Genomic DNA, 13,952 nt, shown 5'->3' with positions numbered 1-13,952 from the left:
GATCGATGAATAGGGATCTGTTCGGGTTTAGACATGAACTAAGATACGAAAGATAAGTATTAAAAGTTTAGTACCTCACTATAATTGACTGCTTTAAAAGACTAATGGCTTGCAAGATAGATGACTTTCCAGAGTTGTTTGCACCGTAGATGACACTAACTCTACCTAGCTCCGATATTTTTCCAAAATTTTTTCCTTTCCCAAAACATTTAAAGTTCTCAATTTCTATATTCGAAATCATTTTTATCAGTTAATGCTTTATGTGCAAACTATTTAAAGCTAACGCCTTTGAGCACATTTTGGTATGCTTCCCATGTCAGAGCACCTGCCGTACTTCGATTTCCTAAGCAGCTACGAGGCTATTTGCTTCCTATTTGAACCCCACAAACCGCTCCGGGGGCCCCGAAAGCTTTGGATGATGAACATACTCCAGCGCCGTCCCTTTCGCTTTGTTGATCTGCATCCATTCGATCAATTCCTTAAACGTGCCCCCGGCTAGTCCGTCGGCAACCATCGCATAGCCCTGAGCGGTCTCCTTCGTCTTCTCGGCGCCCTCTAAAAAACCGACTGAGCGCACGTCAGCGTACGGTAGCAGCCGCCGTATCAACTCTCTTTTTATCTCGTTCTGTTTCGTCCAGCGTCCGGAAATGAGAATTTCCCGTGGCTTCTTCACGGACGCGGTCATCTCGGCAACCGCTTTCTCGATGCCTTCCATCATTGCGTCAAACGCGATCTCATTTTTAACGCCCTTACGGCTGACAAACGCGTCAGGATCCATCTCGCCGGTGACGGAGACGACACCACCCTCGAAGGTGTCCTTCCGCTCCCAGTTATGCACGATCTGCACCAGCTCGCCATCCACCGCCGAAGCCGTTAAAAACCCAATACCGGGGAAGTTCGTGCCGCCTATACCGTCCACCACGCGGCCGCCATCGACGCCGATGACCGCATTATACCCAAAGCCAACCTCGACGAGGATAAACGACACGTCCGAGTACGGGATGCCGAACCGCCGCGATTGATCATGAACGCCGAGCACCGCCACCGCCAACTTGTCCGCAGTGCCCATATCGAGCTTATTTAGCTTCCGGTAATACGGCACGGTCGGCAGTTCGATCACCGACGGGATGAACATCGCCAGTAACTGCTCGTGTCGCAGCCAGACCGAGAAATCGGTCATGTTCTTGTACAGGATCGCGCCGAAGATGCCGTCTTCTATCCCCTTCAGGATCTCCTCCTTCGTCGTGAGTAAGACGTAATTGTAATACCAGTCCTCGAAGATGCTTTCCGGGATCTCGTCGAGCCGTGTGGGTTCCACGCCGTAACCCGACGGCCCGGCAATGAGGTCTAAGGGTAACGCTTCGCGTATCCCCGCTATTATCTTCTCAGGAGCATTCGCTATGACGAGGTTCTCAAACGGGTTCTCATAGTACACCCTGCCATCCTCGATGGCACAGATATCCATGCTCTTCGTTCCCGGATCAACACCTGCTGCGCGCGTCATACCCCTCCCCTAATAGAACGCATCATTCTTTAGCATTCTCTAAATACTAAGGCGTTACTGTGTAAAAGTTTCTTCTATTCTTCGCCTTGTTTCCTCATCAAGATAGATGTGGCTGAACACTCCGCCTGAACTCTTTCTCAGCTCCATGATTTCTACCAGCTTTTCGTATTTCCCGCCTGCTATTCCGTTCGCAATAACCGCCGCGCCTTCCGCAGCTTCCTTTACTTCGCCGCCAGTCCTCGTCAGGGTTCTTATCCCCGCGTCGACTCCGCGTTCGCTGAGATGGTCCTGCAGTAAAGATGTTACGTCCTGAACGAACGAGTCAATCCGCGTGAACCGCCCGCTCAGTAAGATCTCCTTTGGCTGCCTGACCGACGAAAGCATGAGGTACGTATCCTTGAGTAGTGATTCCAGCATGGCGGAATAGGCGAGCTTCACCAGCTGCTCGTTGCTCCGTGCGCGATGGAGGAATTCCTCAATCGAAACTTTCTGGGGATCAATCTGCGAAATCGAGGCAGCACCGCCATTAAAGAGCATCATCTTCGAGAACGCTCCAACCGTATTTGCTAAGGCGTAGGCGAGTTCGCCGTCCATTCCGCCCATGCCCATGTATCCGACCCCGCCGATAGTCCCGCCGACGCCGTCAACGATCTTACCGTTCTCTATCCCCAGCGCAGCCGTATAGCCGAAGCCAATCTCAAGCGCAATGAACGACGTCTCGGAGTAATCGAGATCGTATCTCTCCGCTTGATCTCTTATCCCGGAAACCGCCGTGAAGACCTTGTCTGCGGTACCCATGTCTATTCTGTTAATCTTCCGGTATTCGGGCACGGTAGGCAGATGGATAACACCAGGCGGAAACCAAACGTTGAGGTTTGATTTCTTCATGAGGAACATCAACTCCCGTAACCCCACGATGTTGAGCCTTCGCGCAACGTCGGCCTGCGTGATGAATGTCGCGGCATTGATTTCTCCGTCCGCAGCTTCTGAAGCTTTTACCATCGGCAGCCCGTAGCCGCTTGGCCCGACTATGACATCTATTTCACGGTCCAGTGCACGTATGGCCTCCAGCACGATTTCTGGATCCTTTGTCACCTCAACTCGCGGTATGGCGAGGTCTATGATGACCTCATCGGATGCATCATCAAACCCGAAGAGGTCCATGCTCTTGGTTCCGGGATCTATCCCAATTGCGGTTACCATCTTCTTATCACCGCTCCTTTATTGTTCCCCGGTGTGTAAAAGACGTCGCCTCCGCCATGCGTTTCCAGCAGCTCCTCAAGTTTCTTAACCAGCGTTCTCGCAATGTCGCCGTTATCAACGATCCCGTAGAACGTCGGACCCCAGCAGGTCTGGCAGGCCCCATACGCGCCGTTCTCCAAGAGGATCTTTATGCCGGACTCGACGACGGGATCGCAGTAGGTGTTGCCCTCCTGGAACTCTTCCCAGAAGCTCCCCAGGCGGCTGTTGAATGCCGTTATGTATTTGCCGAAGGTCTTTATGTCGTGCTCCATGATCGAGGGCATCACCTGCATGAGCATTATCCTCGAGAGCCGGTCGGACATCTGCTCTGGCATCAGCTTCAGGTTGTTCAGTATCTTCTCCTCGTGCTCTTTTATCTTCAGTATCTCCGGTATCGGCTTGCGAGGAATGCAAACGACAAAGAGCCAGTCCTCAGGTATAGGGTATCTGAATAGGCAGGGAGGAACCCTCCGACCTTTCTCTGCTATCCGGTATCCGCCATCGACGATGAACCCGCCGGTTTGGAACGAGTTGAACCCGAGAGCGACAATGTCAGATCTTCCGAGCGCGATAGTCATCTCCTCTATATCGATAGAGCGATGGTAGAGTTCCGCTATCGCGTGGCCGATGGATAATGCAAGTGCGGTCTGAGAGCCCATGCCGAGGTGCTTGGGAATGGTTTCCCTGACGTTAACAGCTATTCCGCCCGCGATCTTGAAACGCTCCATAAATACTCTTGTATATTCCTCCGCGTTCTTTGTGTCTTCCCCCGTGATCGTGATCTTATCAGATTTAACGACCTCTATGACGGTTCGCGGGTAGTCGAGGGTGAAGCCTGCGGTGCCGTAGAGCCGTCCAAGGTCGCCAGTTAGGTCCATATTGCCTGCGTGTAGATGAGCAGGTACAACAACGACTCTTCCAATATCCCCAACGTTAGCCATTATTTCTCATTTCCTCCGTATCATTACCCATCTCTTATCACTTCTTATTTTAATAACCACGCTAACACACCGCGTAATTATGCACTGCACGCCGAACTCTTTGAAAGAAACATTTATAATAGTTCACAACGTACAGTTACGATGGTGTTCAAAATGCGTGTTACGATTTCTGCTCCAGCACGGCTCCATTTGGGCGATTTAGACCCGTTTGCGCTCGGTAGGTTTGGTTATGCGCCCGTCTTGGCCATAACGGAGCCGCGAACTGTCATTGAAGCTGAAGAGGCCGATGGCCTGGAAATTGACGGCCTTGAAAAAGATGATGCTCGCATGTACGCTCAGCGTGTCCTGGATGCGTTTGATCTCAAAGGTGCTAAAGTTACCGTTAAAGCCGCTGCACCACGAAATCAAGGTTTTGGGTCAACGACGCAACTCAGCCTCACCGTGGGGCGGGCGGTGACAAAGGCTTATGGTCTTGACGTGCCGCTCCTCGAATTGGTGAAGGCGCTCAAACGCACCTCGACCGGAGGGATCTACCCGTTTCAACTGGGGGGTTTTGTCGTTGCCGGGGGCTTCCCCGTGAAACCTGGCGAGCGAATATGGTTGAGAGAAGAGACGCTGATACCACCTTTAATCTTCCGTGGGGACTTCCCTGAGGACTGGCGGTTCGTCTTGACGCGGCCGTTAGTGGCGCCGAAGAGCCCTGATAAGGAGTCGGAGGAGGTGGCTTTCAGCACCTTGCGGGACAGAAAAGCGCCGGCTGAGCTCATTCACAAAGGCTACTTCGTACTCGCCGCGAAAATGCTGCCTGCGCTCCTTGAACGGAATGCAGCAGCTTTTGGTAAAGCGCTCACCGAGCTTCAGATGACCGTTGGCCGTATCTATCAGCCAGTTCAGGAGCAACTATTCAATCCCGCATCGCAATGGCTCATTCCGATACTTAACCGAAGCGGCGCATTGGGTATCGGCCAAAGCTCGTGGGGGCCGACCGTCTACGCCTTTACTGATAGCCCTGAAGCTGCGCAGTGCATTGCGGATACGATCGAAGCGGAGGCGCGGGGCAAGGCTGAGGTCTCAGTGGTCGGATCGGACAATCAAGGTGCACGCATCGGAATCGTTTAAGAAAAGAGTAGATTTTTTGTAGAACGAATCCCAATAAATAGTTTGAAAGCATATATCATAATAGATAAGGAAAAATCACATGAAGCTATGGGGGTAGAAAATATGGGAGAAGAACAAAAAGAAACGACCTCTGATGTTCCTGATGCTCAAGGACAAGAAGAACTAATAATTTCTCGTGAAGAGTATGATCGCCTTCAATATTGGGCAACTCAAGGGCAAAATAACCAAAATTCTGGACTACTGCCCTAAGCAATCCTGAAGGCACAAGGGCTTTGATTCAAGAAGGTATAAAAGATGTCGTCGAGACGGTAATGGGAAACTGGAAGAAAATCCAGAGAGATAATTTGATCTATTTAGGTATTCGACTGATTATCGTGGTGGTTTTGATTGGCGCTATATTAGGTGTAGCAACTTGGCTCACTTCAACCGGTATTCTTGATAGTAGCAATTTTTCGTTGCTCCTGGGAATTCTTATAGGTTATCTGCTTACATTTTTGACGAAGGTGGAATTGCTTAAGCAAACTTAGTATCAGCGGTAGTAAGAGTAAAGGCGAAGGGATGAGTGGCAAGAGTGCTTGGGCGGGGACTAAAACTTCCACTCTCTAGCCCAGCTCCAGCTTTTTATCAGGTGGTTGTAAGTTCCCAAGATTAAACCAAAAACCGACCAGTTAACAAGTCTGTGTGAAAATGGCTAAAGCTTCATCTTCATTGCCTGCAGCTTCTTACGTATGGTCTCCTCTGCATTGAATCCCGGCCAGCGAATATAATCTAAAACGGTACCGCTCGCACCGCGTAACTCGAGTACGTCAACCAGCTCGGCGTGCGTGCCACCTGCGAGTCCGCTAGCAATGAGTGCGGCACCCTGAGCAGCTTCTTTGCTCTTCGTCGCATAGCCTTCAAGCTTTCTGATCGGGATGTTGACCCGCCCCAAACTCGCAACCAGCCGTGCATACAACTTTGGCACCCGTGTGAGCCGCCCTGAAAGAATAATCTCCGTCGGAGTCTCTTCAAAGACCGTCAGTTCCATCGCAACCGCTTTGACAATCCCTTCGACGAGGCTGTTCCACGCAGTGGCAAAATTCTCTTCGTCGAGTCGCGTGACATACTCTTCCGGTGGAATAACGTCCCCCGCAGCATACGCGATACCGCCAAATCCGAGCTGCGCCTCCGTAAAGCTCCCCAACGTGTGCGCTATTTCCAGATCCATCGCGCCGATCGTGAGATAGCCCGGGCCAGGAAAGAGCGTCCCGCCAATACCGTCTATTAGTTTGCCCGCCTCGATAGCCATGATTGCGTTGAACCCGAAGCCTAACTCCAGCACGACGACGTTCGCATCCTGATAGTTCTCACTGTGGCTGTTTGCGTAGTCCCAGAGTGCGAGCGCGGCGATGCAGGTCTTATCCGCCGTCCCCATATCGACCTTGTTCCGCTTACGATACCGCGGCACCGTCGGGAGCTGAATGACGTTTGGGGTAAAGAAGACGTTTAAGTTAAGCTCCTTCTGCATCATGATGAACTGTCTGATGGCGATATCAACCTCCGTGTTCTTTCCTAATGTCGCTTGCGCAAGCTTCAGATCGGTCAGTTCAGAGATATGCGTCACGGGCAAGCCCATGGCTGACGGCCCGACAATCACGTCGGCGTTCGCTTCCTTGACAACACTGAGGAGACTCTCCGGTGACTTAGCCACAACAGCTGTGGGTACAGACGCTTCGTAGAGGGCGATCCCCGCTTGATCATCAAGAACGCAGAAGTCAAAGCTACTCGTACCGGGATCTATTCCTAACGCCTTCATATCCGTAACCTCCTAATCCTTCTTTCCAGTTATCCGTCTCGACTTTTTCAATTCGGTTTACCATTGCACTCTCTCCTCTGCTGATATTCTTCGCATACCTATATCTCACTTTCGAAATTCTGGGGCTGTCAATGTGGTCCCGGGCGTTTGCACGAACGTGAAATAACTCGCAAGCTGAATGCGCTCTGCTGCAGGGCAACACGAGACATCAAACGGATTATCAATCGAAAGGCTTTTATACCTTGAAACCAACGATAGAAGCATAACCATGGCTTTTAGACCATTGATGGGTGGGTGCCGTATGAGGCGGCGATTCGTGCTCATTGCCATCATTTTGATGCTCCTCGTACCACAGACGCTGGCACTGCAGATGCTCTCCGGCGATAACATATCAGTGGATAGCCCCATAGATGACGATGTGTTCGCAGCGGGTGATACCATAACGATTAACGCTCCCGTTGCAGGCGTCGTACTTGCAGGCGGCAATATTACGATCAATGCGCCGGTAAGCGGTGACGTTTTTGCCGCTGGTGGAACAATAGTAGTGAATTCTGATGTCGACGGCAAGATTGTAGCTGCAGGTGGCGAAATCGATCTGAGCGGCAGCGCTACGAACGCGGTACTTGCAGGTGGCATGGTCAATATCCGCCCCGATACGGTTATTAGTAAGGATGCAGTCATAGCTGGTAGTTCGGTTATCAATGCCGGTACGGTCGCGGGCAACTTAACCGTGAGAGCCGAGCAGTTCCAGAATACCGGAACCGCAGGCAATGTCGATTATACGAGAAGCGAGGGCCTGCAAGAAGTGCAAGCACGGGTACAGCAACTCATGACCATCGTTTACATCCTTATGATTATTGGGTTCCTTATACTCGGTCTCATCCTGCTCAAGGTGTTCCCGGCGCAATTCCACCATGTGGAAGCGGAAGTGCGGAAGTCACCGTTGAGAGACACCGCTGTCGGCTTTGTGCTCATCATCGTTTCGATCGTCGTGCTATTCTTGCTTACAATAACCGTCATCGGCTTCCCCCTTGCTGCTGTTATGGGCATGCTGTTCATCATCGCGCTGATGCTCTCCAGCCTCTTCGTCTCGTTCGCCCTCGGAAGGACGATTGCTAACCTGCTTAACGTCAAGACCAACGACATGCTCATTTTCATCCTCGGCTTCGTCATTCTCAGCCTGCTCTTCCGGATCCCCGTTGCTGGCTGGCTCATACGTATTGTAGCGTTCAGTCTTGGCTTCGGCGCGATTTTCTACGCCGTGCGTGAGAACTGGGAGCGCATAACGGGCACCAGCGCTTGAGTCTATTGAGTTCAGCCGCAGCGATCATATCAAAGAACGAACCTTAACGATGCATTTGAAACCAAACGAGCTCAGGAAGCTTAAGGTAATCATCATTCAGGGCTTCATAAGCAAGCACACTTTCCCGTGAGCTAGGTATGCTTCCGTATCAGAGACCTTTGGATTACCTACCGTCCATAGCACCTTCACGCGGTCGTCAACTTCTTACCTGCCAAACCACCTACGTTAGACGAAACCAACAGGAAGAAATAAGTCCGGACGTTAGTTACTTTGGTTGAGAGGTCGTTTCTCCTTCTTATCCACGACGATCTCTTCTATCTTCGTGTACGGATAGTTGCCCGTTTCGTCCTTCTCTTCCGCTTTCACCATGTCCCAGACCGTCAGTAACGCCACAGCTAACCCATGAAGCGCGTCCATCTCCACACCGGTTTTCCCCACGGATTTCACCGATACCGAGGCTCTTATATCCTCGTCGCCGACGGTAAAGTCAACCGTTACGTTCGCGATATTTATCTGGTGGCAGAGCGGAATGACCTCGGGCGTTTTCTTCACTGCTAAGATCGCTGCGAGTTCTGCACTCGCAAGCACATTCCCCTTCTTGGTCGTGCCGCTTTGCAATTTCTCGATCGTGCTCCGTCTCAGTTGTATCCTGCCAGACGCTGTCGCTACGCGTTCGACTTCGCCTTTCTGGCTTATGTCTATCATGCCCGCGCTACGCCGTTGCTGCATTGTTCGCGTACCTCACTCAACTCGCTCGCTCACTCACTTACTCACGGTGGTGGCCAGACACCGAAATAGATCTCCAGCCCGATGAGTACCACACCAATAAACGCGCCGAGGAGCAGTATCATCTTCGGTGAGAATTTCACCGCGGATTCCTCAACATCGTAATAGCGCATCAATCCGGCGGAGGACATAAGCCCGCGCTCTTCTGCTCGGCCCCCTCCACCCTTCTTCTCCTCTTTCTTCGCTTTCCTCGCGCCCTTGCCTTTCACCATGATCAACCCCCACCTCTTACTCTTACTTACCGTTTATTCCTTTATGATTTTATACGCACTGTCGTGCCGTTAACGTCAAGAACCGTCCCTTCTGCTTCCGGTTCACTCGCCATCTCATCAGTGCAGAGCTCCACCTTCGTTGCCGTTGCGTTCTCTATGTCCTCGGTATCACGCTGATTTAAATCCGTCATGTAGATCGCCAGCGTACCCAATGGTGCGTTTAACGCGATACCCTGTTCGGACTTGTATCTCCTGACTGCGCGGACGATATCTGCGATGAGGTCACCTTCCGCCTCTGCTTCTCTATCAATCAGTTCAGACTCCACCACGGGCCAGTCCGCGTTGTGCACACTTCCGTCATTCTCGATGTAGTAATGCATCTCTTCGGCGAAGAACGGAGCGAACGGCGCAAGCAGTTTAGCCAGTGTCTCTAACGTCACGTACAATGCATATCTGGCGGATTCCTTGCCTTCATCGCCGGGCTGACCGTACAGCCGCGACTTCGCCAGTTCGATGTAATCATCGGCCAGCACGTTCCATGCGAACGTTCGTATATCCTTCATCGCCTCATCGAACTTGTAGGTTTCCATCGAGTCCGTCACCGACTGAACGAGCCTGTTCAACTTTGAGAGCAGCCATTTATCAACAACGCGGAGGTTTACCGCTGCGCCTTCTTCGCGTTTGTAATCCGCGAGGTGCAGCATCGCGAACCGGAGAATGCTCCAGAGCTTTTGCATGAATTTACTCGCTGCGACGATGTCCTTCCATCTGAATTGGACGTCCGAGCCCACGGCGCCGCCAATTGCCGCCCACTGCCTGAAAACGTCCGCGCCATGCTTCTGGATCACCTCATCCGGCGAAATGAAGTTATTGCGCGATTTGCTCATCTTATAGCCGTCCTCGCCCAGGACCATGCCGTTTATCAAGATCGTGTCCCAGGGCTTGGATTGAGCAAGTGCGAGCGAGCGGAGAATGGTGTAAAAGGCCCAGGTCCGTATAATATCGTGCCCCTGCGGTCGAAGTGCAACGGGGAACGTAATTCCTGACGGTGCCCCTGCATTGAGGTCCCAACCGGAGACCCAGAGCGCACTGAGTGACGAGTCCATCCAGGTGTCCAGGACGTCTTCCTCACCTTTAAATTCCGTGCCGCCGCAGTTCGCACACGACCCCTTCGGACTGACGATCGAGGGATCAACCGGCAGATCATCTTCCGAGGCGACCTTCACGGTGCCGCAGTTCAGGCAATACCAAACAGGAATCGGCACGCTAAAGATCCGCTGGCGCGAGATGCACCAGTCCCACTCCATTGAGTCAACCCAGTTCTTCAAGCGGATGGCGAAATGCTCCGGATACCACGCGATCTCCTCTGACGCTTTTATTATATCGTCATGCATCACGCGCACGAACCACTGCCGCGTGGAAATGATCTCGATCGGCGTTTTACAGCGCCAGCAAACACCCACGTTCTGCTGCAGTGGTTCCCGGCTCTTAAGCAGCCCTTGCGCATTCAAATCCGCAATAATCTTTTTTTTGCAGTCCGTTACGCTGAGGCCCTCGTAACCCCGAGCCACTGCGGTCATCCGTCCGCGCTCGTCTATCGATTCTATTAATGGTAAGTTATGCAATTTCCACCAGCGCACGTCCTGCCGGTCACCGAACGTACAGATCATCACCACGCCGGTGCCAAACACAGGATCGACACTTTCATCTTCATAGACCGTCACGGCATGTTCGAAGATCGGAACGACCAGTTCTTTTCCCGCGATGTCCCGGTACCGGTCGTCGTCCGGGTGCACCGCTACGGCGACACAGCTCGCGAGCAGTTCCGGTCTCGTCGTTGCGATCTCAACAGACTCGTTCTCGGTACCAGCCTTCTTAAAAATGACATAATTCAGCGAGGCGTCACGATCCTCGTATTCCACCTCAGCAAAGGCGATTGCGGTCTCGCAGCGGGGACACCAGTTCACCGGATACTCCTCTTGATAAATCAACCCGTTATGATACATCTTTAAGAAAGAGAGCTGCGTAAATCGCTTGTAGCGATCGTCCATCGTCACGAACTCCTTGCTCCAGTCAATGGACATGCCGAGCTTCTGCATCATGCCCTTCATCTGCGCGATGTTCTCTCGCGTCAGTTGCTTGCACAGCTCTCGGAACTCCTGCTTCTCGATCTGACGCTTGGAGAGCCCGTGCCGCTCCTCTACCTTCACCTCGGTCGGCAGCCCGTGACAGTCCCAGCCCTGCGGGAACATCACATTGTAACCGCGCATCCGCTTGTATCGTGCGATAAAATCGATATAACACCAGTTCAAGGCGTTACCGACGTGAAAATCGCCCGTAGGGTACGGTGGCGGCGTATCAATGATATACGGCGACTTAGCCGAGTCAGCATCAAAATAATAAAGTGAATCGTCCCAGTTCTCCAGCCATTTCTTCTCTACTATCTCTGGTTTGTATTTCTTTTCCATTTTCATGTTCATCTTAAGCGCTCTTTGGTTCTCCGGTATTACGTTAAGTAAAGATTACGTTAAGTGCTTTTATTTTTAGTTCTTTTAATAATATCAATGGTTAAGATTTTAGATCCGCAGTATGGGAACGACTTTGTAGGACGCAGTGAAAAAATCGCCGAGCTTAAAGAAAAGATTAAAGACAGCGGTTTTGTCGTTGTAACCGGAGACAGGGGCATCGGGAAGACAAACTTAGCGCTCGTCGTTGAGAAAGCATTAAATGAAGAAAAAGCGGGTTTTTTGAAGAAAAAACCATGCTATCACGTTAATGGTTCATTCTTCTATGAGGAGGTAAACAGGATTTTTGCGCCTTCTAAAAGACTTACGGGTGTTTCCGGTTCTGTTTCAACACCTATAGCAGGCGCAGGTGGAGGATTGAGTTGGGATCCGCGAGAGCCCTTTATTTTGGAATACATGGAGAAATCGAAGGATAAGATTGTGTTTGTGGAGAACGCCCATGAATTGAAGAAGGAGGATTTTGAAACTATTTTGGAGGCAACTCGTAGGAACGATCGCTTGCGGTTCGTTCTCGAAATTGCAACTCCTTATCTGCCCGATGTCACGATCAGACCAGGTTCCTACGAAGTTGTTCAACTGTCGGAACTAAGCGAGGACGCCATAGAGCAGATTGTGAGAAAAGAATGCCCCGGGTTTTCAGATGCGATTGTGCACCGGATTGTCGCTCTTTCAAAGGGCTATCCGTACGTTGCGCGGTCGCTTGCGTATATCTGCGATAATAAAGACTCAGAAGAAGAGATAGCTCAGTTTCTGCAGACTTTAAGAGACGCGGACATGGAACATAATCTCGATCGTATTCATAAAAAAGTTTTAGAGACGCTGAACGAAGGTTCTCGAGAGGTTATAAAATCCCTGGCGATTGCTCCGGCAACGTTGACTCTGAATTTGATAGCGGCTTTCTGTGGTGACGATGTGGATCCTTCGCTTACCGATCTCATCGAACGAGGGATTCTTGTAACATCAGAAGAAAAAATCTACCGCATCTATCATCCGCTTTTTAGAGCGTATTTGAGGAGCATACAACCAGTAGCGTTCAAAACTAAACAGAAGATTTATAGTGAAGCACTAGAAAAGGTCAAAGATGAGCTTGATTCGGTTATTATCCTTCTTGAAGTCCTCGATGAACCTTTTTTTGAGAGCTTGCTGAAACAAACAGAGAATTACAAAGTCCTTAATTCCGTCGGAATTCAGGCGTATACCTGGGGTAAAACGAAGCAGGCACTTTGTGTGTGGCGTCATCTCCATGAAGAGGCAAAAGATGTAGATAAAAACTGGGAAGCAAATGCACTAGGAAATAGCGGCCTTGCTTACCGGGATATCGGAGAAAACGATAAAGCCTTGGAATATTTCAAGAACGCTTTAGAGCTGCATGAGAAGTTAGGACTGAAAGATGAGGTGGCAAAGGGCTATGGAAACATAAGTAATATTTACAGAACCAAAGGAAAACTTAGCAAGGCTTTAGAATTCCAGAAAAAGGCATTGGAACTAGATGAGAAATTGAACAGAAAAGAGGGAATAGCAGGAGACCTTGGAAACATGGGCCTTATCTGCAGAACCAAAGGAAAACTTGACAAAGCGTTGGAATATCACGAGAAGTCTCTGAAACTCAACGAGGAATTAGGCAGAAAAGAGGGCATGGCAAATCAGCTTGGGAACATAGGAATAGTCTACAAAGAAAAAGGAGAACTTGGTAAGGCGTTAAAGTATTACCAGAAGGCCTTGAAATTGAATGAGCAGTTAGGCAGAAAGAAAGGGATAGCAATAAACTACGCGAACATAGGGATTGTCTATCTGCACAAAGGAGAATTTGAAAAGGCTTTGGAATATTCTAAGAGAGCATTGAAACTTGATGAGGCGATAGGTTATAAAGAAGGATTTGGGATAAATCTTGCGAATATAGGTAATGCTTACTTGAACCAAGGGGAACTTAACAAAGCATTGGAATATTGCGAGAACGCTTTAGAAATTTTCAAAGGCGTGGGAAGCAGAATAGAAACAGCCCAAACGTTGGGCAATATTGGTGAAATTTTCATTCAGAAAGGTGATAAAGAGCGCGCTTTGGAATACTATCGAGAAGCAAAACCTCTTGCTGAAGGCAGTTCAGTTTTTGAAATTGTCAGTAAACGATTAGAGGAATTAGAAGAAGGAGAGAACCGCAACCAATGATCAGTAAGACACAACACGAATATAAGCAGTGTATCGTCCTCAGGGAGGATTTGAAGCTCTCGAAAGGTAAGGCCGCAGTGCAGGCCGCGCATGCCGCTATACTGAGCTACGAACGTGCACCATTGCCCGATCGACGCAACTGGAAAAATCAGGGCCAGAAGAAGGTCGCACTGAAAGTATCAAGTCTTGCGAAGCTGTATGGAGTACGGGACGATGTGGAGCGGCTGGGCCTGCCGTGTGCAATTGTCGAGGATGCGGGCCTGACAGAAATACCGCCGGGAACGGTAACAGCACTGGGAATAGGGCCTGCTCGTGCGGATGAGATAGATAAGGTGACGAAGGATCTGGAGTTATTTTGA

General features: G+C 50.5%; 14 protein-coding genes. 6 read left to right on the top strand and 8 right to left on the bottom strand.

Annotated elements, in window-relative coordinates; all coding sequences use genetic code 11:
* Positions 1–67 precede the first annotated feature (67 nt).
* The 4 genes from JW878_07010 to JW878_06995 all read right to left on the bottom strand — a co-directional run bounded on the left by JW878_07010 (position 68) and on the right by JW878_06995 (position 3,687).
* Positions 68–241, bottom strand: a complete 174-nt coding sequence (locus JW878_07010) for an AAA family ATPase (GenBank protein ID MBN1762807.1) — start codon at positions 239–241, stop codon at positions 68–70.
* A gap of 129 nt (positions 242–370) precedes the next feature.
* Positions 371–1,504 carry a DUF1464 family protein gene (locus JW878_07005; GenBank protein MBN1762806.1) on the bottom strand — a complete coding sequence of 378 codons (1,134 nt, stop codon included), beginning with the start codon at positions 1,502–1,504 and terminating at the stop codon, positions 371–373.
* Between the two features lie 54 nt (positions 1,505–1,558).
* A complete protein-coding gene (locus JW878_07000; GenBank protein MBN1762805.1) occupies positions 1,559–2,707 on the bottom strand; it encodes a DUF1464 family protein in 1,149 nt (382 codons plus the stop codon).
* Positions 2,701–3,687, bottom strand: coding sequence for a GHMP kinase (locus JW878_06995; GenBank protein MBN1762804.1), 987 nt, complete (start codon positions 3,685–3,687; stop codon positions 2,701–2,703). The genes JW878_07000 and JW878_06995 overlap by 7 nt, the downstream gene beginning before the upstream one ends.
* A gap of 141 nt (positions 3,688–3,828) precedes the next feature.
* Here JW878_06995 and JW878_06990 point away from each other — a divergent pair, with 141 nt between their 5' ends.
* The 3 genes from JW878_06990 (at position 3,829) to JW878_06980 (ending at position 5,333) form a co-directional block, all read left to right on the top strand.
* Positions 3,829–4,806, top strand: a complete 978-nt coding sequence (locus tag JW878_06990) for a hypothetical protein (GenBank protein ID MBN1762803.1) — start codon at positions 3,829–3,831, stop codon at positions 4,804–4,806.
* A gap of 42 nt (positions 4,807–4,848) precedes the next feature.
* Positions 4,849–5,055, top strand: coding sequence for a hypothetical protein (locus JW878_06985; protein ID MBN1762802.1), 207 nt, complete (start codon positions 4,849–4,851; stop codon positions 5,053–5,055).
* 62 nt (positions 5,056–5,117) lie between these two features.
* The gene (locus JW878_06980) at positions 5,118–5,333 is read left to right on the top strand and encodes a hypothetical protein (protein ID MBN1762801.1); all 216 of its coding nucleotides are present in this window, start codon (positions 5,118–5,120) and stop codon (positions 5,331–5,333) included.
* A 164-nt stretch (positions 5,334–5,497) separates the two neighbouring features.
* Here the strand turns inward: JW878_06980 and JW878_06975 are convergent, their stop codons facing one another.
* Entirely contained in the window at positions 5,498–6,601 is a 1,104-nt protein-coding gene (locus JW878_06975; protein ID MBN1762800.1) for a DUF1464 family protein, read from the bottom strand.
* A 301-nt stretch (positions 6,602–6,902) separates the two neighbouring features.
* Between JW878_06975 and JW878_06970 the strand changes: the two genes are divergently transcribed.
* Positions 6,903–7,904, top strand: coding sequence for a hypothetical protein (locus JW878_06970; GenBank protein MBN1762799.1), 1,002 nt, complete (start codon positions 6,903–6,905; stop codon positions 7,902–7,904).
* Positions 7,905–8,165: 261 nt separating this feature from the next.
* Here JW878_06970 and moaC read toward each other — a convergent pair whose 3' ends face one another.
* Genes moaC through JW878_06955 form a run of 3 tightly spaced genes read right to left on the bottom strand, consistent with a single transcriptional unit; the run spans position 8,166 to position 11,376 of the window.
* The gene (gene moaC / locus JW878_06965; GenBank protein ID MBN1762798.1) at positions 8,166–8,633 is read right to left on the bottom strand and encodes a cyclic pyranopterin monophosphate synthase MoaC; all 468 of its coding nucleotides are present in this window, start codon (positions 8,631–8,633) and stop codon (positions 8,166–8,168) included.
* A 41-nt stretch (positions 8,634–8,674) separates the two neighbouring features.
* Positions 8,675–8,902: a preprotein translocase subunit Sec61beta gene (locus JW878_06960; protein MBN1762797.1), complete on the bottom strand. Its 228-nt coding sequence runs from the start codon at positions 8,900–8,902 to the stop codon at positions 8,675–8,677.
* A gap of 41 nt (positions 8,903–8,943) precedes the next feature.
* Positions 8,944–11,376: a valine--tRNA ligase gene (locus JW878_06955; protein MBN1762796.1), complete on the bottom strand. Its 2,433-nt coding sequence runs from the start codon at positions 11,374–11,376 to the stop codon at positions 8,944–8,946.
* Between the two features lie 90 nt (positions 11,377–11,466).
* Between JW878_06955 and JW878_06950 the strand changes: the two genes are divergently transcribed.
* Positions 11,467–13,593 (top strand): tetratricopeptide repeat protein, encoded by a 2,127-nt coding sequence (locus tag JW878_06950; GenBank protein ID MBN1762795.1) that lies wholly within the window; start codon positions 11,467–11,469, stop codon positions 13,591–13,593.
* A complete protein-coding gene (locus JW878_06945; GenBank protein MBN1762794.1) occupies positions 13,590–13,952 on the top strand; it encodes a peptidyl-tRNA hydrolase in 363 nt (120 codons plus the stop codon). Before JW878_06950 ends, JW878_06945 begins: the two co-directional genes overlap by 4 nt.

This window comes from Methanomicrobia archaeon (assembly GCA_016930255.1).
Taxonomy (GTDB): domain Archaea; phylum Halobacteriota; class Syntropharchaeia; order Alkanophagales; family Methanospirareceae; genus JACGMN01.
Note: the sequence above shows the minus strand (reverse complement) of the source record. Positions and strands in the feature narration are given on the sequence as shown.